Here is a 22,139-nt window from a genome sequence, read left to right as displayed (position 1 = left end):
ACCATAAGGAGTGGTTGACGCGTCATGGCGAGGCAACACTCGTACCGAAGCTGTCGAGCGCTGCGCGGACCTTGTTCAGAGAGGCTGCGCGCAAGGCTGACATCCCGCTCGCTCCGAGACTTCAGCGGCTGGCGGCGCATCAGCTGCCGATCTCAGTGCAATTGTTGCGCGAGGCAGGCAATATCCGGTGGTCGGGCGCGATACCGGCTGAGCAGCTCCTGCGCTCGTGGAGCGAGCACCAGCCTTTCGAGATCATCCTTCCCGATAGCCCCGAATATCTTGGATCGGTGGCGGGCGCGGTTCTGCGCGTTGCCTGCCATAGTAACAATTGCCGGTTGCATGCGGCACCAGGGCAGTGGAGTCAGCATGTCCGGGCGCTCAGTCTGGAGTCAAAGCACGCAGAGGGTATGGCCATGCCGGCCATCGTGGCCGGCAATCCCGGCGGTGCGGCTCAGAATCCGATCATGCTTCCACCCGATATTCTCGCGCGCAGGATTCACCGCTCGCTCGATAGCTGGTTGCTGGAGCGTCTTGATGCGCATCTCCAACCCTTCTTTGCCAGCAATACCGACCCTGGCCGACCGATTAACCTCAAGATCGCCACCGATCTACGGGCCGTCATGGCGGCTACATGGGCGACTTGGCACGCTTCGTTCACTGACGAGCCGGTGCTCCTCGGCCATTTCCTTCGCTTGATGATCTGCGCGGTCGACGATGACGATAATCGCGACGCCGCGCAGATTCTGGTCGGTCCCAACAAATGGGCGGTGATTCTGCGCGGCACTGCCGTCGCCCTCGCCATTGCCGCCGCCTGGGAGGCCACATCGCCGAAGGGCATCAGGCCCGGCAATCTTGTTCGCCTGCGCAATGGCGACAGCGCATGGGCCGGACATGGCTGCGCAGCCGATATGATCAATGGCGATGAGATGTCATTGTGCGCCGCGTCTTTCATGTGGCAGACTCAATTCGTTATTCTTGTCGTCAAAAGTGCCATCGAGGTCAGCCGCATCGCCGAACGCCCGTTTGCGCGGGTCGACACCGACCAGCCGGGGCTCAGCGAAACGGCAGGCTCTGGTCCGGTGATCATGTCAATAAGCCGCGATTTCATTGACGCGGTGGCGGCAGGTTTGGTCGAGCTGCGCGCGTTGCTGGCTGCCGTGGAGGCACGGCATTTCGAAGCGCTGGAAAAGACGATCGTGAAAGGCGCAGCATGACGGAAAGTTCGACTCTGTCACCCGGACTGGCGAATTTCGCCGAGCGGCTTCGCGCAGCGGCGCTGGCGCTCGAGTTGAAGGTTGAGGATCGGCCCGAATTGGCGCGTTCGATCTTCAACGGCGGGTCGACGAAGTCGACTACGCTTAGTCCGACCGATCTGCCGGCGGAGAGTCATGCTATTCGGATCAATCGTTTCAATATCGTGCTTGGCATTCTTCCTGACGTTCCTGCGATGGAAGCGGTGCTCGAGACGCTACGGCGATGCCGAAATCAATGTGTTGTCGCGCGCTCTTTCCTGGGGGCGAACGAGACGCTCGACCTGCAGCTGATGCTGCTGGGACCGCGAGCAAGCGAGCGGCAGGATGCCTGGCGGGCTATGGCTTTGATGGTCGAACGCGACGACCGTGTCGCCCGCAAGCTCGCCTGGTTGCGGCCGGAGGATCCCAAGCGGGACGAAGAGAGCTTTGCCGATTTTCTCAAGCGCACCTTCCTCGCCCGACCATGGGTGCATGCCGAGGGCCAGTTCGAAGATGCGGCGCTCGACGAGCTGAGCGGGACCGGCGCCACAGCGCCGGGTTTGCCGCGGACGACCGCCGACGAGTGGGAGCGCATTGCGCTCGATGAGAAGAAATCCCCGGACGACATCGTTACAGCACTGGTCAGGGCCTGGGAGCGGAGGGGACAGGCATGAGCGAGATTTTCCTATCCCGCGTCGCGATCCATGATTTCCGAACCTTTGGAAACTTTGAGATCGTCATTCCGGCGGCGCCAGGCCTGGTTCTGCTTACGGGAACCAACGGCCTCGGCAAAAGCAGCTTCTTCGATGCGATCGAATGGGGCCTGACCAACAAGATCCGCCGTTTTGAACCCTATCTGCAGAAGGGCCGAAAAAAACTAGTCGAGAAGGATTATCTCACCCGGCGTGGAGCCGAGCCGGGATCGCATCGCGTGGCGCTGACCTTTTCGGAAGGTGACCTCATCAAGCGCAGTGCGACCGGCGGTACCGCAACGGCGGACATCGTCGCGCAGCTCGCGCGTCCCGATCGCCGCATTATCAATGATCTGGGCACCTATCTCGCCCTCACCCATTTCCTCGGGCAAGCGGCGCAGCAGCGGTTCACTAGCCGAGATCCCCAGGATCAGTGGCAAGCGCTCAAGGGACCGAGCGGCATCGACCGGCTCGAGCGCATCCGCGCGGGCCTGCGTGGGCGGCCGACCATCACCGCGTTCACCCGTCGGCTAGATAAAGAGCAAGGCATGGTAGCCGAACTCGAGCGCGAAATCGCGGACTGGCAGGGACGGATGACTCGCCTGAACAGGTTACGCGCGGCGGCGCGCGCGACCGGCGTGCTCACCGCAGTCGAGGTTGCTGCGGGAATCGACCAGCTCGAAGCTGACCTTCGGCAGCTTGTCGCCGATCAGCCGCTTGATGTCACAACCGCCGATGTCGGACAGCGTCTTTCAGCGCTCGGCGACCGCATCGGAGACACACTGCGATCATTGGGCGAGCGCAAAGCGGTGCTGGAGACCTTATCGACATTTCCAGCGCGATTTGCGATCAGCCAAGCCGAAGCGCGCCTCGACCATCCCAGCCTCGTACGGCTGCGAAGCGCAGTGAGCGACGCGCAGGCACGACTCGATCGCGTATCCCAACTTGTTGCCACAACCAGCGATGCCGTCACGGCCCAGAATGCCGCGATAGCCACGATCGAACAGAATATCGCCCTACTCGATGCGGCGCGGACCGATCTGGCGCGCCGTGCGCAACTCGCAGAGCTGCGGGCGAAAGAAGCGCAGGATCGTAAGGCGCTTGCCGAGGCGATCGCCACCCATCGCAGGACGATCGCCGACGCCGATACAGTGATAGACCAATATGGCGACGCCGCAGCTGAAGTCGCGCGTCTGAGAAGCCTTGCCGGCTCGGCGCGCGCGCTCAACGAAGCCATGGCCGAGTGCGCCGATCTTGAGACGGAGTCTCGGGTTGCCGACGCCGCGCTTGCCCAGGGGCACGAGGCAGCGGCCAGCGCCGCTGCCTCTCTCACTCCGCTCGAGCAGCAGTTGGCCGATCTCAACGACCGGATATTCGGCGCTGAGCGCGAACGTGCCGAGGCCGACCGGCACGCAACTGCGATCAGCGCCGCCCTGTCACAGATCGCCAGCCATGTTCATGAGGACGATACCGACTGCCCGGTGTGCCGAACGCAGTTCGAGCCGGGAGTCCTTAAGGCACTGGCGGAGGCCGCAGCATCGGGGAGCGATCATCGCCTCACTCAGGCCGACGATGCGCTCGAGACTTTGCGGAGCGAACGTCCCGCACTCAGCGATCAGATCCGTCGCCTTCGAACCGAGGTGGCAGCTGTCGAGGGGCTCGAGCGGGCGGCAGCCGTAGCCGCAGACGCTGTGACGAATGCGCGCTCCGCCATCGCCCGGACGCTTGAAACGTCTCCGGACGGCGATCTCGCCCCCCTTGCCGCGACGCGGGTGCGCGATGCGGATGCCGCGCTGGCGGCGGCGGAGGTAGCGCTAGAACCGCTAGCGGCGAGTGCCGCTGCGGCGAGCGAACAGCGATCTTCGAAAGCCGTCGATCTCGATGAGCTGATCGCGCGTGACAGTCAATTCGGAGCCCGACTGACGCAGTTTGAGGGCGAAGACAAGGCCTGTGCAGATCGGATCGCGGCGCGCAATCTGTCAAACGTAACGATCGGCGAGCTTGGGATCAGGCTGACGACGGAACGCGAGCGAGGCGAAACCGCAAAGGCGCAACTCGCCACACTTTCCGAAGCGGCGAACGCTGCGGTCGCGGAAGTTCAGCGGGAGCGAGCCGCACTGGATGCCGCTCAACGCGAGCTTGCGGCAGCCGAGCTAGTCCGCGGAACCGCCGAGCAGGCGGCGCGGCAGATGCAGCAGCGTTGGACCCGAGCGGGCCTCAATAACAGCCCGGGCCAAGCCGAATATGATCGCGGTATTGCGGCGATCGAGGCCGTGCTGGCTGGACTGCGTTCGCTCGCCGAACGGCGGCTTGTGCTAGCCCGCGACAATGAAGATGCGCTGCTTCAAAACGAAATCGACGAGATCGTCGCGTCGATGCAGACAGCGGGTGGGGACAAGGGCGTGCGCGAACCGGCGGCGTATCTTGGTGCACTCAATTCAAAGCTCGAGACTGCCCGCGCGGCGGTGAAGCTCACCACCGCCACACGAAGCGCAGTGAAGCGCTATTCGGAGAGTTTGCAGGCACAGGCGGACGATTTTTCTGCGCGCGTACTCGATCCACTCAACGACGTTATCGACGACTTCAACGAGGCGATGCTAAGCACGCCCGGCGAGAGTATTCAGTTCAAGGCCGACACGCGGGTCGATTCGACAAGCTTCGGTATGGCACTGCGCTACCGAGAAAAGGTGGAGAATGCGATCGAGACAAAGAAGGATCTGCCGCCCCAGGTCGTGCTGAGCGAAGGCCAACTTGCGGCCAACGGCTTCAGCATCCTGTGTGCGGCGAGCACCGCTTACCCCTGGTCGCGCTGGCGGGCACTGCTGCTTGACGATCCACTTCAGCATAATGACATCATTCACACTGCCGCCTTTGTCGACGTGATGCGCAACATGGTCGAGTTGAACGGCTATCAGCTGATCATGTCGAGCCACGATCGAGGCGAGAGCGATTTCATCGCGCGCAAGTTCGATGCGGCCGGCCTCCCCTGCTCGACCGTGCTTCTGACAGCCCCATCGGACAAGGGCGTCGTCTGGGTCCCAACCGAAAATAATCAGGCAGCGGCGAGGGTCATGCGGCGGGACATGCAGGCATCGAGCGCCAACAGCGCCTGACGCCAGGTTCGACGGCGGCGCTGGCGAGCTAAAAGTCGGATAAAGCGCCATCGGCCCGTTGATCGGGATCGATGCTCCAGCTCTGTGCATGTCTGTCTCGATCCGATCGGCGATGTCGAGCGGTGGCCGGTTGTCGCGGTGTGCGACCATGTGCAGAACGTTGCGGGTGGTGAGGACGAGTGCATCCGACGTCGGGGCCCTAAGAATAATTGGCTTCCAAGCGTTCTCTTGCAAAAGCGGGCGGTCGGCAAGGTCACAGGCAGGGTCATGGAGGGGCTAGCTGCGCAGCACTTATGCTCCTAAAGGGCAAGTTCGCTAACAACTCGCCGATCGTCAGATCATTCCGGCGCTACTCAAAATGAGCGCCGCACCCAGGCCCTCCGACCCGGACGGCATTCAAAACAGCCTCACCGGCTCAACGCGATATCTCTTATCGAACTCACGCAGCACCATTTCGAGCGTTGCCTCAAAAGCACCCTGATCAAACATCATCGATTTTTCTGCTTCGTGAAGGTAACGCCAGTCGGTGAAGGCATCTTGGTGCTGATACAGAATGTGACGAATGCTGTAGTCGATGTAGAAATTGAGATGGTACGGGACCACTGACCTTTTGAATTCCGCGTCGAGTTTCTCTTGGCTTTCGGGCTTTAGGCTGTCAAACAGCTTCACGAGGTTGTGCGATTTGACAACTTTTGGATCATCGTGGTCGAAAACGAACCACGCTTTGAGTGCCAACTCCATCGATAGAGCTAAAAGCATCGGTTCAACACCGACGTGTTCGCGTTCGCTCGTATCTGCAAGCTCTCTGAATTCTGGGCCTGGAAAGCTCTGTGTTTTTCGGAGAATCGCCTTTGCGGCTTCCCCTATCCGAATGGCCGTCGATAGCCGTGCACTCATTTGAGGTCCATTGGATTGATGTAGACTGGCTCAGGAACCTAAGCCGAGACGCTGCAAGAATTTATGGCTTGGAGCCAGGTGGCGCGGATTTACTATATCATTCGGACGAACTCGCTGGGCTATGTCAACTCGTCTGAGCTCGATGCGGGCGTCGGGCTGCTGAGCAGTCCGTCCGCTTTCAGGAATTCCTTTAAAGTGGATGAACGGCTGGAACGGAGGCGTGTTGCCGACTTGCCAACGTTGTAATAGCTATCTGCCAGGCTTAAATGTCGCCAGGGTAGCATCCGGAAACATGGAGCAACTCCCAGACGCTCCACCAAGTGCGGGGCGTGACGGTCGAGGACCTGCATCGGCCCGGCATAAGTTGGGCCGATGCGGCCGGGTTTCGACTGATGCGATGTTGGCCGTCACTAAAGGCAGCTGAAAGAACCGGGGATACGGATGACGACCGTAATCGCATGGGTATCGTACGACCCAAAGTTTGCAGCGGCCTACATGGCCAGCGACAGCAGGATCACTTGGGATAGTTCCTCACACCGGCGGTGGGACGCGGGCCGAAAGATTTTTCCAAGCAAGCTTTTTCCGGACATACTAGGCTATGCCGGTGACGTTATCTTTCCGGCACTGGCGTTGAGCCAAATAATTGAGGCGGTCGATCCTGGTCTAATGTTTGCACTTACTTCGACGCCATGGGAGCGGCACAACGCCATTGTAAAATGCCTACGCGCCTCCTTCACTCATCGACATCAGGCAGACGACAAAGACTTCTCCATTTTGCATCTCAGTGGCTTTGATTCATCGGCTTCTCGTACAGTGCACGCTTGGTCAATTGAATATTGCGCAGGCAGCAAGAACTGGACAGATCGTTCATTGGCGATACCACCCACGACCGGTGTAATTGAGCGACTAGGTACAGGACGCGGTGCAGCAAAAGACCATCTAGAGCGGTGGAATAAGAGTAAGCGCTATTTTCGCTGCACGTTGACGCGAGCGCTTTCGACGGATGGCCTTCGAATCGGGAACGGTATCTGGTCTGATCAGGCTGCTGTTGCTTTGGCGAAGTTGAAGGGCAGCAGATCCTCGATGGCTGCGTTCTCGGGGCGCTGAGGTAGTTCAGTGAGGACGTGGCGCAGCCACGCTAACGGCTCGACGCCACAGGCGCGGCAGGTCAACATCAGGCTGTAGATGACGGCGCTGGCCCTGGCTCCGTCGACGGTATCGCTGAACAGCCAACTTTTCCGGCCAGTGGCAAAGATTCTGATGTCACGCTCGAGAAGATTGTTGTCGATCGGCATGCTGCCGTCCTCGGTGTAACGAGTCAGATATCCCCATTGGTTCAGGGTGTAGGAGACGGCGTCGCCGAGCTTGCTGTCCGGCAAGACTTTTGGGGCGATGTCGTCGAGCCATGCCTTGAGAGCATGGAGGATCGGGACACTATGTTGCTGGCGGAAGTGGCGAATGCAGTGATCTCGCGTTTCGCCGTCATCGGGGATTTCGTTCCGCGCCTGCCTTTCAACCCGATAGAGCTGTTCAAAGAACCGGAGCGCCTGTTCCGGCGGGCCGCCGCCTTTCTTCCTCGCCTTTAGGGCATCGACGAAGCGCCGCCTGGAATGGGCCATGCAGCCAAGATGCGTTGCCCCTTCCAGCGTGCGCCAGGCGGAATAACCGTCACTCATCACGATGCCGCGGTAATCGCCCAAGAAGGTCTGCGGGTGTATCTGGCCGCGACCCGGCTGATAATCGAGCAGCACGATCGGCTCGTCACTGTCGTGGCCGCTCCGGTATGCCCACATGTACGAGGTGCTGGTGGCCTCTCTGTCCATTTCCTTCAGCACCTGGACCGTGGTCTCGTCGCCATGGATGAGGGGCTGCGATCTGAGCCGCAGCTTCAGCACGTCATAGATGCGGGCGAGATGCTTTTCGCTCGAGCCGATCACCCAGTGACCCAGAGCGCCACGGCTGACAGGAACGCCCGCGCGCTCGAAGGCCTGCGCCAGGCGGTAGAGCGGTGTGCCGTCGACGTATTTGTGAACGAGCGCGAAGGCCAGCGTCGAAGCCGTGGCGATGCTGCCAGGCAAGGGTTGCGCGGGCATCGGCGCGGTCACGACCGGCGTGTTGATGCCGGTACGGTCGCAATGACGGCAAGCATATTTGAACCGCACATTCTGCAGGACCTTCGCCTTCACCTCGATATGAAGTTGCTCGGTAACGGCCTCGCCCATGCGATGCATCTGGTGACGGCAGCAAGGACAAGCCTTCTGATCGTCGGGAAGGTCATACTCGACGCGCTCGCGCGGCAGGTTTTCCGGCAAGGCCTTGCGGCCGCGCTTCTTTCCCGTCGCCCCTTCGCTCGCCGGCAAGCCCGTGTCCGGCAGGACAACGACGCCGCCATCTTCGTTGTCGGCGGCGTCCTCATCCGCGGCCTGTTCGGCTTCATTGAAGAGGCGGTCAATGTGCTTTTCACTGCGCGGCGCAAAACGATGCAGTCGTGCAAGCGCCAGCTCTTCCTCGAGTTTGACGACGCGTTCGGTGAGTTGACGGTTCTGCGCCTGCAGCGCAGCAATACGCGCCATCAACGCTTCAACAGTCGGTTCGCCGGGTCGATTCATCAGATTCTTGAATCGAAAGCATGCCGCCGCGTCAACCGCTCAATTCGAGAGCCCTCAACCGGCAACCTGATATTGCCGCACCGGATGGCGGACCATCGCATCGATGTCGATGCCGTCGAGGATCCAGTGCAATTGCTCGGTCGTAAGCGTGACCACCGCTGCCTCCCGGCGCGGCCACCGGAACTTGTCCTCGGTCAGCCGCTTCATTACCAGCACAAAGCCCGACCGATCGAAGAACAGGAGCTTCATCCGGTCGCGACGGCGATTGCAGAACGCAAAAACCGCCGGAGCAAACGGATCGAGCGCCATCGTCTCTTGGACCAGAACCGCAAGGCTGTTGATGCCGGCCCGGAAGTCGATCGGCTCGCGGTGCAGGTAGACTTTCAGGTCAGCGCCCAGTCTGAACATGACCCAGTGCTCCGATGGTCGCCGTCAACGCATCCACATCACCGCATTCCAGCGTCAACTTCACGCCGTTCGGCAGCGACGCGCTCACCTTGGCTGGAGAGGAAAAAGGCGCTGTCCTTTTCGATGCCGACCTACGTGCCCCATCGCAAGTCCCCGGCAAATCCACCGCAGCCATGCTGCTCTGTCGCAGCAAGGCCCGATCGGAAGTGCTTTCAATCTGAACCGGGATGAACGCCGATGGTGGGGGCTGTGGGAGGGACTGGGTCTCCGCCCGCTTCTTTATCCACTTCCGAAGAAGGTTCGCATTGACCCCATGTTCGAGCGCAAGCCTCGATACCGACACGCCAGGCTCAAGACAGGCCGAGACAAGACGGTCCTTCGATGCCGGGTCGTATCGGCGTCGCCCGTCCCGACCGACAAGCCTCACCCGCAGTTTCTGCTCATCTTCTTCCATCACAAGGTGTCCACCTATTTTGGTGGACACCTCATGCATCAGAGCACTCAACAGCAAAAGGTGCGGGGAAATTCGCGCTTACGAATAAGATAGCTCCGTACAGCCGTGAAATTTTCTCTAGCTTTTGCGATGCAATTAGCAGCGGGGATGACGGTCTGTCGGGTGGCGCGCCTCAATTAGCCGGTTTCTACCCGAGGGTTCGGCCCGGGCCTTTGGTATCTCAATGGATGGCCAAGCATTCGTCAATGGACTGCCCGTGATGAAGCCCACAGGTAATCCAGATTTTGAGTGGCGCGATAAGCTCTTCCAGAGGATCGATATCGAGACCCATACTCTCGTCGAAGGGGCGCAGGTCCACGTCAGACCTAAAGGTGCCTGATCGCAGTGCACTTTAATGGCGGATTGCGGGGCTATCTGACCTCCACCGCGAATGGCTGGCATGGCGGTGCTAAGCAGACTTCCAAAGTCCGCTTCCGGGTAAATGCGAACTGCACCTGAGAGTCCGAGATGAGGCGCAGAGCCGGCATTGATTCGGGGCAGATCAGCTCGTCTATTGTGCCCTATGTTTCGGCTTGCCGCCGGCAAATTGCTTCAATGCATTTGCCCGCCTAGAAAGGTGCCCCCCTTGGACTCACTGGTCGCTGTCACTTATTCGGACCCTGAAATTGGCTGCCGCCGCGATTTCTCTGACTTGTCGACGACAGGGAGCCCTTCCTTTCTGGCCTTGGCAAACGCTCGATCGCTCTCCAGGAACTCCGCCAGCATGAACGGGATCAGTTCCGCTACCGATTCGGACTCGCCATAGGTCTGACGATAAAGCGCCGCATAGTCCTTCAGTGCTTGGTTCAGGTCTGCACTTAGGCTTAAGGTGATCTTCGAAGGTGTCCGATCCGGAAGTTTGCCGAGTTTCAGATTGGTCATGATGACTCCAGTCAATTCGGGTACGGCCGCAGCACAAGATCCTTGTGCACGATGACGCGCAGTGGCCAACCGGGCCGGACAGTGATGGTGGGTTGGATATTGAGGTTCTTCTCGGTGATGCGCTGGCCAGCTCGACTGACGTTCTGCTGAGCGGATTCGCGGATTGCTTTGACCAGGTCGCTTTCGTCTTGCCCGAGGCTCAGCTCGGTGCCGACCCCTACCAACGTGGCCAGCGCAACGCCTTTGATCAGCTGCCAGGTGTGGAAATCCACCTTGTCCTCAAGCCCGGCATAGCCGGCGGTATCCGTCGCCGGCAGATTGTCGATTTCGATCGAAGAGCCGTCGGGCAGCAGTATCCGTTGCCAGACCAGCAGCGCGCGCCTTTGTCCAAAGGCAACGACGCTGTCATAGGTGCCAATCAGGCGAGAGCCTTGCGGAATGAGCAAGGTGCTGCCGGTGACTGTGTCGTGCACATTCTCGGTGACCTGTGCGACGACGAGGCCGGGCAAGTCGGAATTGATGCCAGTGATCAGGCTCGCTGCGATGACGCTGCCGGCCATCAGCTGATACGGCGAAGCCGGCGTCTGCAGTGCATGCAGATTGTAGATTCCACTTGTGTTCCGCTGGCTGACAAAATCGAGCTTGCGCTGTTGGTTGTTTTGGTCGCCCTCGGCCGGTGCTACGGAAGCTGAATCGCGTGCGGCATCGGATTGTGGAGCCGTTCCATCAAAGGGTGGACGCCCGCCCTGCCCGTTGCCGGCGGCATCCGCTTGCCGGGGTCGATTTTCGATCCGGAAGAAGACTTGCGATTCGCGCGCCTCGATCGCCTGCTGTGCAAGGCGCTGCTCCTCCGCCGAAACCTCCTGGCCCGGCGCGATGCCCAGCTGGCGTTGGTGCTCAAGGATGGGGCGGCCGAGGTCGCCGGGCAGCGGTGGTCCAAGCACCGGAGGCTTGGGCTTGATCCCGGAATAGTCCTTAGGCAGCCTTTCAATTGCCTCCGCGGTTGGCTTCCGCTCAGTGTTGTAAAGCTCTTCAGCCTGCCCTTTGATGCGCAGCGCCGGTCCCTGCAGCGCCATCATGGTGACGCCTAGAACGGTGCCGGAACCAACAGCTGCAATGGCGACAATAATGCCGCGCTTGAAGCGCACAGCGCGGCGAGGCGAGGCCCGCAGCTGCAGCTGTTCAGGATCGAGTTTCGGTGGAGCATCGGAGCGGGAAGTATCCGTCATGGGCCGTCCCTCACCTGCTGGAACGCGAAAAGAGCAATATCCCCCGCGGCGCTTGCCTGCCGTCGGTCCTCGTAATGCGCACCACCTGCTGCTGCTTGGCGCCGAGGCGCAGTTCGGCCGCGGCGAAGAGGCGATCGACGATGTAATAGTTGCCCCGTACGCGGTAGTTGACGAGCTGGTTCTCCCCGTCAGCACCGACGATGAAGAGCGGCGGGGCCTCGCCCTGATCGATGCGGCGCGGGAACTCGATGTAGACCTTGCTGCCATCATCGAACGCGCGCGTCGGCCTCCAGGGCGGCATGTCTCCAGTAATCGAATAGCGGAAGCGAATATTTTCGAGAGCCACATTCGACGCCACTGGCATAGCAGCCTCGGCCTGCGCATTGCGCCGGCGTAGCGCGATGATCTGGTCCTCGCTGTAGGTCCAGGAGATTGCCGCCATGGCGGTCTTATCCGTGCTTTGAAGCTGCAGGTGATAGCTTCGCCGGTCCGTGGTGATCACCAGATTGGTGGCAAGTCCTGGCGCGAAGGGCTTCACCAGCACATGGGTGCGCTGATCATCGCCGGAGCCACTGACGGTGTCGCCAATTACCCAGCGCACTGTATCGCCGGCCGACACGGATTGGAGTTTCTCGCCTGACTGCAGAGCGATATCGCTGACGCGCTCCGGTGCTGCATAGAGCTGGTAGAGCGCGCCTTCGGCAAAGGGGTAAACCTGCACCGCATTCACATAGCCATATTTGGAGGGTTGCTGCGTCGCCGCCTTGTTGGCATCGGCGACACGTTCTTCAGGCGAGCGCCTGTCTTCAGCAGCCTTGCCCGGCTCGGGCTGCAACTGGCCGGGCAGCGGCAGCGGTTTCGGCACTTCCACGACCTTGACGGGCTTCTCCGGCGCCTTCTCGATTGCCGCTGGTTGGAACTTGGCAGCATCATAGGAAATCTGCGGCGGCGGCACCGGCTTCGAGGCACAGGCGGAGATGACCGCAGCCAACGCCGAGAGGATTAGCGCAGTGCGGAGCGACGAGAGTCTATTTATCATTGGCGGGCTCCTTTGGGGGAACGGAAGTCTGCGCGGCACTGTCGAGCTCGCGCGACCAGTCGATGGCATTGATGAAGACGCCGAGCGGGTTTTTGCGCAGCTGATCGGTATTGTTCGGCGGCCGGATCACAATGGTGAGGATCCCGGTCCAACGCGTTGTGCTGGCGAGGCTGCCGCGCTCAAAGACCTGCTCGGTCCATTTGACTTGAAAGGAGCTGTCGGACGCTCGAACCACGCTCGTCACCTGCACCGAGACGCTGCGCGTGCCGATCTTGCCGAACGGGTCGTTGGCCTTAGCGTACTCGTTGAGAAAGAGGGCTCCACGGTCGGTGGCAAAGTCGTAGGCCGAGAGCCAATTCTGCCGCACCAGGACCGCATCGGTGGAAACAGAGCGGACATTCTGGATGAAGCGGCCGAGATGCCAGGCGATCTGGGCATCGGTGGGCTCGTAGTCCCGGATTGCTGGGGCGACGGCGCGCGCCTCGCCGAAACGATCTACCTCGACGACATAGGGCACGACGCGGCCCTGCATCGACTGCCACAAGAGTCCACCAGAGAGCCCGGTGGCCAGAGCGAGGCAGCCGAAGGCCATCAGGCGCCAGTTCCTTGCCTGCACGCGCGCTGTGCCGATGCGCTCGTCCCAAAGTTGGGCGGCCTTCTGGTATGGTGTGACGGGGTGGGGCGTCTTCCCGTAGCGTTGAACAGGTCGCTTGAAGAGCATCTAGTCTTCCTTGTCATTGAGAGAGGGGTTGGCGCCGCTTCCACCCCGATCGCCATCACGGACGGCGTGCGTGGCGGCGTGGCGATGGGCGCGCGCGGTCTGTTCGGAACGCAAGCGCCTCGCCCACGCCGGCGCGGCATTGGCACCTGACGCGGCAGGGTTTCCGGTCATTGATGCGGTCGGCTTGCCGCCCGCCGCGGTCCAGGCGGCATCGCGGCCGGCATCGGCGCTGCGCCGGAATGGTTCTGTTGCAGATCGCATTCCCCGCATCGCGGCGCCGCCAGCTGCGTCGGCAACGCCTTGCAGTCCAGCAGCTACGCCGGAGAGGCCGGACTCGGGCGATGTTGCACGCCCCATCTGCCAAGCTGTGGAAGCAGCCGATCCCATGGCCGTGCCGGCTCGAACGGCGGCGAGACCGCCGCCGGTTGCCATGCGCGCGCCGGCAAGCGCCGCACCTCCGGCAACGAGCGTTGATCCGGCTGCCGCCGCGGTGGTTCCGAGTGCGGCTCCCGCGCCAAGCTGCGGCGCGCCCGAGACAAGACCCGAGGCAATTCCCGGCCCGAAAATGCCGAGCCCAAGCAGCGCCAACGCGCCCAGTACCTGTGACATGGCCGCGGCCAAGTCCGGCTCCTTGCCTTGCAGCGCGGAAGCGAACTCGCCGAAGAGCGTGGAGCCGATGCGGACGATGACAGCAAGCACCATCACCTTAATGCCCGACGAGATCACATTGCCGAGCACGCGCTCGGCCAGAAACGCCGAACGGTTCCAGAGCGCGAAAGGCACCAGAACAAAACCGGCCAATGTGGTGAGTTTGAACTCCAGGATGGTGATGAAGAGCTGAATTGAAAGAATGAAGAAGGCGATGAGGACCAGGAACCAGGCGAGAAGCAGCACGAAGATGGTCAGCGCGTTGCCAAAGATCTCGGGGAAGCCGACTAGCTGGCTCGCTTGATTGAGCAGCGGCCAGGCGCCCTCGAAGCCGGCCGCGGCAATGCGGCCTGGCCGCAGGAGACTGTCGGCGGACAGATTGCCGGCCGATGCGTTGATGCCGAGCCCGGCAAAGGAATGGTAGATGATGTCGGCGAGGTTCTTAAAATTGTTCAGGATGAAGGCGAAGGCGCCGACATAGAGCACTTTTCGGACAAGCCGGCCAAGAACATTGGGCTCGCCGCCGAACGCCCAGACCAGGCCTGCCAGCGTGATGTCGATGCCGATCAGGATGGTGGTGAGAAAGGCGACGTCGCCCGAAAGCAGACCGAACCCGCTATCAATATAGCGGGTAAAAGTCTCCATGAAGCGATCAATGACGCCGAGGTCGTTCATGTCGCCGCCTTCCTCGTTGTCTTGAAGAACTGCTGATCAGTTGCCGGGATAGGCCGTTCCGGTGCCCAGGAAACGCTTCGTCGTCTCGCGGGCGGCTTCCTCGGACTGCGCCTTGCGGGCAGCATCTTCGGCTTCAGCCCGGAACTGGGTCGCGAGCAGCGTCTGGATCTGAATCTGCTGCTTGGTCGAAAGCGCGATCAGCTGATTGGTGGCCTGGCTTGCCTCAAGGGCACCTGCCGCGCCCTGACTGCGGTTGACGAGATCGGTAAGCAGGTCGCCGTCGGCCCGCACGTTCTCCACGATCTGCGACTGCGCGCTCATGGTTTGGCGGAACGCCTGCATGGCGTTTTGCCAGCGCTCGCGCGCGGCGCTCGCCACATCGCTGACCTTGATTGTGGCGTCGTAGCTTTCCGGATATTGCTCACGCCACTGGTTCTGAAGCTTGTCGAGATCGAAGCTCAGGCCGCTGGCCTGGGTCATCAGGCCGTCGATCCGTTGGAGCGAACCTGTGAGCTGCCCGACGGAAGAAAAATCCAGGCGCTGAAGGTTGCGCGCCATGTTCTGCAGCATCGTCGCCTGGTTCTGAAGCGACTGGATCTGGTTGTTTATCTGCTCCAGGGAACGTGCCGCTGTCAGCACGTTCTGCGCATAATTCGACGGATCGAACACGATTAGGGCGTGGGCCGGCTGGACGTAGTCGGCCATCGGTTTTGCGATTAGGGAAACGGTGATCAGGCTGGTGAGAAGGCGGCGCCGCATCATGACGATTGCTCCTTGTCTGGTTGAGGGAATTGCTGGAGAAGCTCGGCAGCCCAATCGAGGCCGCGCGCACCCAGGAACCGGGAGGCAAAGCTGTCCTGTCCGTGCTCCGACAGGACCCTGTCAATCAGGGTCTGCGTGGCCGGGTCGGAGGCTCCGCAAAGCGCAAGCGTGATCGGGCCGAGCCCGAGCTCGAAGAGCCGGTTGCCGCGGCGCGACTGCAGATAGTATTGCCTCTTCGGCGTCGCCCGGGCGACCAGTTCTATCTGCCGCTCGTTCAGACCAAATCGCTCATAGGCCACCCGCGCCTGCGGTTCCACGGCACGGTCATTGGGAAGAAAAATGCGCTGTGGGCAACTCTCGATGATCGCCGGCGCGATGGAAGAGCCAGCGATGTCGGCAAGCGACTGCGTGGCGAAGATCACCGACACGTTCCTCTTTCGCAGCACCTTCAGCCATTCGCGGATGCGGGCGGAAAAGAGCGGGTTGTCGAGATAAACCCAAGCCTCGTCGAGCATAAGCAGAGTCGGCCGCCCGTCGAACCGCTCCTCGAGACGATGGAAGAGATAGGTGAGCACCGGCAGCACAGCGCCTTGGCTGTGCATCAGCTCTTCGGTCTCGAAACACTGCACATCCGACAAAGCCAGCCGATCTTCATCGGCATCGAGCAGCCGGCCGAAGGGACCGTCGAGCGTGTAGGGCATCAACGCGGCCTTGAGCCCATTGGACTGAAGCAGAACCGACAGGCCCGTCAGCGTGCGTTCCTGCGCCGGCGCGGTGGCAAGGCTGGTGAGTGCCGACCAGATTGCCTCCTTCACCTCCGGCGTGACGGTGACATTCTCATGGGCGATGAGGCCGGCGATCCATTCGGCTGCCCAGGTGCGGACAGCCCGGTCGTTGACATTGCGCAGCGGTTGGAAGGCAAGCGCACCGTCCGCACCAAGCCCATGGTGCTCTCCACCCATGGCGAGTGTCGCCGCGCGAGCCGAGTTGCCCTTGTCGAAGACATAAACCTGTGCGCCGGCATAGCGGCGGAACTGCAGAGCGACGAGGGCAAGCAGAACCGACTTGCCGGCACCAGTTGGACCAACGATCAGCATGTGACCGACATCGTCGACATGGGTTGAAAGCCGAAACGGGGTCGACCCGCTGGTCTCGGCAACAAGAAGCGACGGTGCTTCGATCCGGGTGACTTTCGCGAGATGCTCGTTTGTCGCCGGACCGGCCCAAACCGACGATAGCGGCATGAGATGGGCAAGGTTCAATGTATGAATGAGCGGCTGGCGAACGTTGGCATAGACATGGCCGGGCAACGAGCCGAGCCACGCCTCGACCGCATTGACGCTTTCACGGATTGTGGTGAAGCCGAGTCCGTTGACGATGCGCTCGACCGCGCGAAGTTTCTCCGCGGCGGCTTGGCGATCCTCGTCCCACACCGTCACGGTAGTGGTGAGATAGCCGAAGCCGACATGATCGCCGCCCAACGCCTGAAGTGCTTCGTCGGCATCAAGCGCCTTGTTGTCGGCATCGCTGTCGACGAGCGGGACCGGTTCGTTGGTCACAACTTCGCGGAGGATCGCGACGATCGATTTGCGCTTGGCAAACCACTGCCGCCGCGACCGGGTCAGTGTCTTTGTGGCTTCCGTCTTGTCGAGCGGGATGAAGCGCGTCATCCAGCGATAGGCGAAATCCTGGTGATTGAGCGCATCAAGGATTCCTGGCCGGGTGACGTTCGGGAAACCAAGGATGGTGAGGGTGCACAGATGCTGCTCACCCAGCATCGGCTCCAGGCCGCCGGTAAGCGGCGCGTCAACCAGAACACCGTCGAGATACATTGGCGTTTCCGGCATGGCGACCGGATGGCGGTAGGTCGAGATTGTGCCGTGCAGATAGGTTAGCGTCTCGGCATCATCGAGGGCGCGCACTTCCGGCATGAAGCCGGACAGCAAATCCAGGACGCGGTCGGTCCCGTCGCGAAACCACGCCACCTCCTGGCGCCAGTCTCTAGCCCCTCCCGAGCGGTGCGAGTCGACCAGTGCGCTTTCCGCCCGCGCCTGGCCATCTGGCGCCGGCATGAAGACCAAGGTCAGATGATAGACGCTCTCGAAATGCGCGACCTTGCCCTCGAAGGCGGCGCGCCGCTCCTCATCGACCAGCCATGAGGCGGCGTCGGGAAACCTCGAACTCGGATAGCCAAGCGCTTCGATCCGCTCAGCCTCGAAGAACAATGCCCAACCGGAGCCGAGGCGTCTGAGCGCATTGTTTGCTCGCGCGCAAATGCCGATGAGCTCAGCTTCCGTCGCACTTTCAAGGTCGGGGCCACGAAACCGCAACGTCCGCTGGAAGCTGCCGTCCTTGTTGAGCACGATGCCAGGCGCAACGAGTGCTGCCCAAGGCAGATGGTCGGCAAGCCGGTCGGCTTTGCCGCGATACTCCGAAAGCCTCAGCATGCAAGCCAGCCCTTCTGCCGTAGATGGCGGACAAGCACGCTGGCAAAGTCCGGGTCGCGTCTTGCCGCAAAGACCGCGAGCGTGTGGCCGGCGATCCAGAGCGCCAGTCCGGCGATCCACTGCTGCAGGCCAAGGCCTATTGCCGCGGCCACCGTGCCGTTGAGGATCGCCACCGCTCGCGGCGCGCCGCCCAGCAGGATCGGCTCAGTCAATGCCCTGTGAACGGGGACTTCGAAACCCTCGATATGCTGATCTCCGGTGGCCATCAGACGAGTGCCCCGCCGCCGAAGGAGAAGAACGAGAGAAAGAAGCTCGATGCCGCGAAGGCGATCGACAGGCCGAAGACAATCTGGATCAGCCGGCGAAAACCGCCTGCCGTGTCACCGAAAGCAAGGGTCAGGCCGGTGGTGATGATGATGATCACCGCGACGATCTTGGCGACCGGCCCCTGCACCGACTCCAGGATCTGTTGCAGCGGCTGTTCCCAGGGCATGCCGGAGCCGGCCGCATACGCCGGTGCGGTGAGAACAAACGCGAGCGCGGCGGACGAAAGAAAGCGAATCTTCTTGCGCATGAAGTGACCTCTCAAAACTGCTGGAGTTGCGGAAGCGTGAGTTGGGTGAGGGCGTAGTCGCCGCCGCCATCGAGACCAGTGACCTCGGCGATCGCGTCGATGCGACGCGAGGATCCGCGTCCGGCGATAAAGACGATCAGATCTATCGCCTCGGCGATGAGGCGGCGAGGCACGGTGACGACGGCCTCTTGGGCGAGCTGCTCGATGCGATAGAGGGCCGAGCGCGCTGAGTTGGCGTGTACCGTGGCGATGCCGCCAGGATGCCCGGTGTTCCATGCCTTCAGCATGTCGAGGGCTTCAGCACCTCTCACTTCGCCGACGATGATACGGTCGGGTCTAAGTCGCAATGTCGAGCGCACGAGGTCGGCAAGCGTGACCGAGCCCCGCCTCGTCCTCAAGGCAACGCAGTCCTTCGCCGCGCATTGCAGCTCGCGCGTGTCCTCGATCAGGATCACCCGCTCGTCGCACTCAGCGACTTCCGCCAGCAGCGCATTGGCAAGCGTGGTCTTGCCCGACGATGTGCCGCCGGCGACCAGGATGTTGCGCCGCTCGCGGACTGCCTTCTTCAGAGCGTCGGCCTGAAGTGGCAGCATGATGCGGTCGGCGACATAGTTGGCCAGCGTGTAGAGTTTTGCTGCCGGCTTGCGAATGGCGAAACACGGGGCCAGAACGACAGGCGGCAGCAATCCCTCGAAGCGCTCGCCTGACGGCAGTTCGGCACTGACGATCGGATTGCCGGCATGGGCCTCGGCGCGCACGTGGGAGGCAACCAGCCGGATGATGCGCTCGGCCTCGGAAGGGTGCATGTGCACGCCGGTTTCGACCCGGCCTTCGCCCAACCGGTCGAGCCTCAGCGCGCCATCGGGATTGACCATCACCTCGATGACGGTCGGATCGGCGAGCGCCTCGGTGATCGCCGGCCCCATGGCGGTGCGCAGCATGGCGCGGCGGCGGTGGTCGGCCTCTGGATGAAAACTCATCCTTCCCCTCCCCCGTCGTTCTTGTTGCCAAGCGCACCCTTCCCGGAAGCAATCTGGCGCCCGACCTGCTCGACGAACTTGTCGAAGCGCTCCTGGGCAATCGCCTGGGTTGCCTTGTCGGGAATTGGCGTGTGCGCATGAAGCGTGATCGAAAAGCGGATAAAGAGCGCCAGGCTCTCCAGGATCATCTCGACATCGCGCCTGACATGGCCGAGGTCGCGGGAAAGACGGTCGAGCCTCACACCGTAGCGCTGATCGAGCTCGTTCTCACCGCGCCGCTCGATGAAGGCCTCGACCGCCTTTGCCACGATCGCGGATTTGGTGGTCGAGGGATCACGACTGAGTTTATCCAGCCTCTTGCTCAACTCGAGTTCGAGCAGAAACTGGTGGCGAATGCGGTGGGGCTTCATGAAGCTCGTTCCAACTGACCGACGCTGATGCGCCAGCGGCAGGAACAAGCATCGGCCAGACACCCCAAATTGCTTATGGCCGTTATCTACGCTGAGATGCGCTCTGCCTTTGAGCGCCGTTCAGAAGCCGGGAATGATGTCCTTGTCGTCGCCCATTCCCTCGTTGAGGCCGTACGCACGTGCTGCGATGGAAATCCGGTCCATCACGCGTTGGTCGGCAGCCGCCTCGCTATCATCGTCAGCAGGCTTGAGCAAATCCTCCTGATCAGGCTCTTGGGCAAGGAGGGGATGGTCTTCGGGCAGACCTGGATGACGCTGCTGCTGGAGACCGCCGTCCTCTTCGATTGCTGCGCCGGTACTGTCGCCCTCGGCAGCAAGACGGCGGTCAACGCCGCGCACCTGTCCGACCCAATCGTCCGGGCGTGACGCAGGGGAGTCCGCGTAGGGACCCTCGCGTAGCGCCGGCGAAGGCAGCACCCGTTCGGTGAAATTCTGATCCTGGTAATAGCGCAGTTTCTTCGCGCGGATCGGCGGCAACCCCGAAACCAGTATCAATTCGTCTTCCTGCGGCAGCTGCATCACCTCGCCCGGCGTCAGCAACGGCCGTGCGGTTTCCTGGCGGCTCACCATGACGTGCGAAAGCCAGGGCGCCAGCCGATGGCCGGCATAGTTGCGCATGGATCTGAGCTCCGTCGCCGTACCGAGCGCGTCCGAGATACGCTTGGCCGTGCGCTCGTCATTGGAGGAAAAGGCAATCCGCACATGGCAATTGTCGAGAATGGCGTTGTTCTCGCCATAGGCCTTGGAGATTTGGTTCAACGATTGCGCGATCAGATAAGCGCGGATGCCGTAGCCTGCCATGAAGGCGAGCGCAGTCTCGAAGAAGTCGAGCCGACCGAGCGCCGGGAATTCATCCAGCATCATCAGGAGCTGATGCTTGCGGCTCTTCTTTGCATCGCCCTCCAGCCGCTCGGTCAGCCGCCGGCCGATTTGATTGAGCACCAATCGCACCAGTGGCTTGGTGCGCGAGATATCCGACGGCGGCACGACCAGATAGAGCGACATCGGTCGCTCGGCATCCACAAGGTCGGCAATGCGCCAGTCGCAGGCCGATGTTGCCGCGGCCACGGTTGGATCACGATAGAGCCCGAGAAACGACATGGCGGTCGAGAGAACGCCTGAACGCTCGTTCTCTGATTTGTTCAGCACCTCACGGGCCGCCGACGCCACAACGGGATGGGCCTCAGGCTTGTCCGCCGCGCCGAGGTGGTTGGTCATCATCATCTGCTGCAGTGTCGCGACAAATGAGCGTTGTGGGTTCGACAGGAAGGTGGCGACGCGGGCAAGCGTCTTTTCCTCTTCGGCGTAGAGCACGTGCAAGATGGCGCCAACTAGGAGTGAATGACTGGTCTTCTCCCAATGGTTCCGCCGCTCCAGCGCGCCTTCCGGATCGACGAGAATGTCTGCGATGTTCTGAACGTCGCGGACCTCATCTGGACCTTTGCGCACTTCCAGCAGCGGGTTGTACCGCGCCGATCTCGGATCGGTGGGATTGAACAAAAGGGAGTACGAGAACTTCGACCGCCAGCCGGAGGTCAGCTGCCAGTTCTCGCCTTTGATGTCGTGAATGACGGCCGAGCCGGTCCAGGAAAGAAGGGTTGGAACAACGAGTCCGACGCCCTTGCCCGAACGTGTCGGCGCAAAGGCCATGACGTGTTCCGGTCCGTCATGGCGCAGATAGCGATCCTTCAGTTCGCCAAGCAAAACGCCGGCCGGCTGAAACAGCCCTGCCTTCTCGATCTCCCGAGTCGCGGCCCACCGTGAGGAACCATAGGTGGTGACCAATCCGCGCTGCCGCGCGCGCCAGAGGGAGCCAGCTATCGCGGCGGCACAGCCTAGGAACCCACTGGCTCCAGCAAGCATGCCGGCCTTGTCGAAAACCTCAGGCGCATAGGCGTCGAATTGAAACCACCATTCGAACAGTTTCCACGGCTTGTAGACCGGCCAGGCCGCCGCGACAAACCATGGCGCGCCGAGTGGCGGCTGATAGGAGAGCATGTGGGCGCACCACTGGGTTGCAGTCCACACGCCAAGAATGACAATTGCGAATACGACAGCGATCTGCCCAATCAGCAACTTCGTGGGTGTCAATGGCTTGCTCCGCTCTTCTGGGCGTACGGACCAAACATCGCGCCGAGCGATGAGAATTCGAACGGCCTCTACGTGCGACTAGGTGCGATGACAAGGTTGATAGGTATTGTTCAGCTGCGAACAGCGAAAATCCGCCGCAGCAACCTATCGGCGTGCCAGGTACGCGGTTTGGTTGCA

At 61.6% G+C, this 22,139-nt stretch carries 19 protein-coding genes; 3 read left to right on the top strand and 16 right to left on the bottom strand.

What is annotated here, in order from left to right; all coding sequences use genetic code 11:
- Window positions 1-164 precede the first annotated feature (164 nt).
- From NKI25_RS28585 to NKI25_RS28575, 3 genes are read left to right on the top strand one after another with little or no spacing between them, the layout of a single operon-like run.
- On the top strand, window positions 165-1,214 hold the full coding sequence (locus tag NKI25_RS28585; protein ID WP_352947823.1) for an ABC-three component system protein: 1,050 nt from the start codon (window positions 165-167) through the stop codon (window positions 1,212-1,214).
- Window positions 1,211-1,906, top strand: a complete 696-nt coding sequence (locus tag NKI25_RS28580; RefSeq protein ID WP_352824662.1) for an ABC-three component system middle component 1 — start codon at window positions 1,211-1,213, stop codon at window positions 1,904-1,906. The genes NKI25_RS28585 and NKI25_RS28580 overlap by 4 nt, the downstream gene beginning before the upstream one ends.
- Window positions 1,903-5,037 (top strand): AAA family ATPase, encoded by a 3,135-nt coding sequence (locus NKI25_RS28575; protein ID WP_352787243.1) that lies wholly within the window; start codon window positions 1,903-1,905, stop codon window positions 5,035-5,037. Before NKI25_RS28580 ends, NKI25_RS28575 begins: the two co-directional genes overlap by 4 nt.
- Window positions 5,038-5,433: 396 nt before the next feature.
- Here NKI25_RS28575 and NKI25_RS28570 read toward each other — a convergent pair whose 3' ends face one another.
- The 16 genes from NKI25_RS28570 to NKI25_RS28495 all read right to left on the bottom strand — a co-directional run bounded on the left by NKI25_RS28570 (window position 5,434) and on the right by NKI25_RS28495 (window position 21,962).
- Window positions 5,434-5,934 (bottom strand): hypothetical protein, encoded by a 501-nt coding sequence (locus tag NKI25_RS28570; RefSeq protein WP_352787245.1) that lies wholly within the window; start codon window positions 5,932-5,934, stop codon window positions 5,434-5,436.
- 1,037 nt (window positions 5,935-6,971) lie between these two features.
- On the bottom strand, window positions 6,972-8,543 hold the full coding sequence (gene tnpC, locus NKI25_RS28565) for an IS66 family transposase (protein WP_352493672.1): 1,572 nt from the start codon (window positions 8,541-8,543) through the stop codon (window positions 6,972-6,974).
- A 54-nt stretch (window positions 8,544-8,597) separates the two neighbouring features.
- Window positions 8,598-8,951 (bottom strand): IS66 family insertion sequence element accessory protein TnpB, encoded by a 354-nt coding sequence (tnpB, locus tag NKI25_RS28560; RefSeq protein ID WP_352469379.1) that lies wholly within the window; start codon window positions 8,949-8,951, stop codon window positions 8,598-8,600.
- Window positions 8,932-9,405, bottom strand: a complete 474-nt coding sequence (gene tnpA, locus NKI25_RS28555; RefSeq protein ID WP_352453912.1) for an IS66-like element accessory protein TnpA — start codon at window positions 9,403-9,405, stop codon at window positions 8,932-8,934. The genes tnpB and tnpA overlap by 20 nt, the downstream gene beginning before the upstream one ends.
- 648 nt (window positions 9,406-10,053) lie before the next feature.
- On the bottom strand, window positions 10,054-10,326 hold the full coding sequence (locus NKI25_RS28550) for a DUF2274 domain-containing protein (protein WP_352787249.1): 273 nt from the start codon (window positions 10,324-10,326) through the stop codon (window positions 10,054-10,056).
- An 11-nt stretch (window positions 10,327-10,337) separates the two neighbouring features.
- Window positions 10,338-11,555, bottom strand: coding sequence for a TraB/TrbI/VirB10 family type IV secretion system protein (locus NKI25_RS28545; protein ID WP_352824657.1), 1,218 nt, complete (start codon window positions 11,553-11,555; stop codon window positions 10,338-10,340).
- A 10-nt stretch (window positions 11,556-11,565) separates the two neighbouring features.
- On the bottom strand, window positions 11,566-12,594 hold the full coding sequence (gene trbG / locus NKI25_RS28540) for a P-type conjugative transfer protein TrbG (RefSeq protein ID WP_352824654.1): 1,029 nt from the start codon (window positions 12,592-12,594) through the stop codon (window positions 11,566-11,568).
- Window positions 12,584-13,315: a conjugal transfer protein TrbF gene (trbF, locus tag NKI25_RS28535; RefSeq protein WP_031212913.1), complete on the bottom strand. Its 732-nt coding sequence runs from the start codon at window positions 13,313-13,315 to the stop codon at window positions 12,584-12,586. The genes trbG and trbF overlap by 11 nt, the downstream gene beginning before the upstream one ends.
- Window positions 13,316-14,638: a P-type conjugative transfer protein TrbL gene (trbL, locus tag NKI25_RS28530; RefSeq protein WP_353000029.1), complete on the bottom strand. Its 1,323-nt coding sequence runs from the start codon at window positions 14,636-14,638 to the stop codon at window positions 13,316-13,318.
- 36 nt (window positions 14,639-14,674) lie between these two features.
- A complete protein-coding gene (gene trbJ, locus NKI25_RS28525) occupies window positions 14,675-15,400 on the bottom strand; it encodes a P-type conjugative transfer protein TrbJ (protein WP_352824648.1) in 726 nt (241 codons plus the stop codon).
- A complete protein-coding gene (gene trbE, locus NKI25_RS28520; RefSeq protein ID WP_353000027.1) occupies window positions 15,397-17,847 on the bottom strand; it encodes a conjugal transfer protein TrbE in 2,451 nt (816 codons plus the stop codon). Before trbE ends, trbJ begins: the two co-directional genes overlap by 4 nt.
- Window positions 17,841-18,113 carry a VirB3 family type IV secretion system protein gene (locus tag NKI25_RS28515; RefSeq protein ID WP_353000025.1) on the bottom strand — a complete coding sequence of 91 codons (273 nt, stop codon included), beginning with the start codon at window positions 18,111-18,113 and terminating at the stop codon, window positions 17,841-17,843. The genes trbE and NKI25_RS28515 overlap by 7 nt, the downstream gene beginning before the upstream one ends.
- Window positions 18,113-18,421, bottom strand: a complete 309-nt coding sequence (locus NKI25_RS28510) for a TrbC/VirB2 family type IV secretion system protein (RefSeq protein ID WP_352824639.1) — start codon at window positions 18,419-18,421, stop codon at window positions 18,113-18,115. The genes NKI25_RS28515 and NKI25_RS28510 overlap by 1 nt, the downstream gene beginning before the upstream one ends.
- A gap of 11 nt (window positions 18,422-18,432) precedes the next feature.
- Entirely contained in the window at window positions 18,433-19,401 is a 969-nt protein-coding gene (gene trbB / locus NKI25_RS28505; RefSeq protein ID WP_352824636.1) for a P-type conjugative transfer ATPase TrbB, read from the bottom strand.
- Entirely contained in the window at window positions 19,398-19,811 is a 414-nt protein-coding gene (locus NKI25_RS28500; protein ID WP_352824635.1) for a CopG family transcriptional regulator, read from the bottom strand. Before NKI25_RS28500 ends, trbB begins: the two co-directional genes overlap by 4 nt.
- 120 nt (window positions 19,812-19,931) lie before the next feature.
- Window positions 19,932-21,962: a conjugal transfer protein TraG gene (locus tag NKI25_RS28495; protein WP_352824633.1), complete on the bottom strand. Its 2,031-nt coding sequence runs from the start codon at window positions 21,960-21,962 to the stop codon at window positions 19,932-19,934.
- Window positions 21,963-22,139: the final 177 nt, after the last annotated feature.

The organism is Mesorhizobium sp. M0808, from assembly GCF_040320025.1.
Taxonomy (GTDB): Bacteria; Pseudomonadota; Alphaproteobacteria; order Rhizobiales; family Rhizobiaceae; genus Mesorhizobium.
The sequence above is the reverse complement of the archived record's forward strand: the minus strand, read 5'-3'. Positions and strand labels throughout refer to the sequence as shown.

What these genes read in the sequence shown, in the direction of transcription:
- NKI25_RS28580 (WP_352824662.1), top strand. Translation starts at nt 1,211, where the DNA reads ATGACGGAAAGTTCGACTCTGTCACCCGGACTGGCGAATTTCGCCGAG.
- NKI25_RS28575 (WP_352787243.1), top strand. Translation starts at nt 1,903, where the DNA reads ATGAGCGAGATTTTCCTATCCCGCGTCGCGATCCATGATTTCCGAACC.
- NKI25_RS28570 (WP_352787245.1), bottom strand. Translation starts at nt 5,934, where the DNA reads ATGAGTGCACGGCTATCGACGGCCATTCGGATAGGGGAAGCCGCAAAG.
- tnpC (WP_352493672.1), bottom strand. Translation starts at nt 8,543, where the DNA reads ATGAATCGACCCGGCGAACCGACTGTTGAAGCGTTGATGGCGCGTATT.
- tnpB (WP_352469379.1), bottom strand. Translation starts at nt 8,951, where the DNA reads ATGTTCAGACTGGGCGCTGACCTGAAAGTCTACCTGCACCGCGAGCCG.
- tnpA (WP_352453912.1), bottom strand. Translation starts at nt 9,405, where the DNA reads ATGGAAGAAGATGAGCAGAAACTGCGGGTGAGGCTTGTCGGTCGGGAC.
- NKI25_RS28550 (WP_352787249.1), bottom strand. Translation starts at nt 10,326, where the DNA reads ATGACCAATCTGAAACTCGGCAAACTTCCGGATCGGACACCTTCGAAG.
- NKI25_RS28545 (WP_352824657.1), bottom strand. Translation starts at nt 11,555, where the DNA reads ATGACGGATACTTCCCGCTCCGATGCTCCACCGAAACTCGATCCTGAA.
- trbG (WP_352824654.1), bottom strand. Translation starts at nt 12,594, where the DNA reads ATGATAAATAGACTCTCGTCGCTCCGCACTGCGCTAATCCTCTCGGCG.
- trbF (WP_031212913.1), bottom strand. Translation starts at nt 13,315, where the DNA reads ATGCTCTTCAAGCGACCTGTTCAACGCTACGGGAAGACGCCCCACCCC.
- trbL (WP_353000029.1), bottom strand. Translation starts at nt 14,638, where the DNA reads ATGAACGACCTCGGCGTCATTGATCGCTTCATGGAGACTTTTACCCGC.
- trbJ (WP_352824648.1), bottom strand. Translation starts at nt 15,400, where the DNA reads ATGATGCGGCGCCGCCTTCTCACCAGCCTGATCACCGTTTCCCTAATC.
- trbE (WP_353000027.1), bottom strand. Translation starts at nt 17,847, where the DNA reads ATGCTGAGGCTTTCGGAGTATCGCGGCAAAGCCGACCGGCTTGCCGAC.
- NKI25_RS28515 (WP_353000025.1), bottom strand. Translation starts at nt 18,113, where the DNA reads ATGGCCACCGGAGATCAGCATATCGAGGGTTTCGAAGTCCCCGTTCAC.
- NKI25_RS28510 (WP_352824639.1), bottom strand. Translation starts at nt 18,421, where the DNA reads ATGCGCAAGAAGATTCGCTTTCTTTCGTCCGCCGCGCTCGCGTTTGTT.
- trbB (WP_352824636.1), bottom strand. Translation starts at nt 19,401, where the DNA reads ATGAGTTTTCATCCAGAGGCCGACCACCGCCGCCGCGCCATGCTGCGC.
- NKI25_RS28500 (WP_352824635.1), bottom strand. Translation starts at nt 19,811, where the DNA reads ATGAAGCCCCACCGCATTCGCCACCAGTTTCTGCTCGAACTCGAGTTG.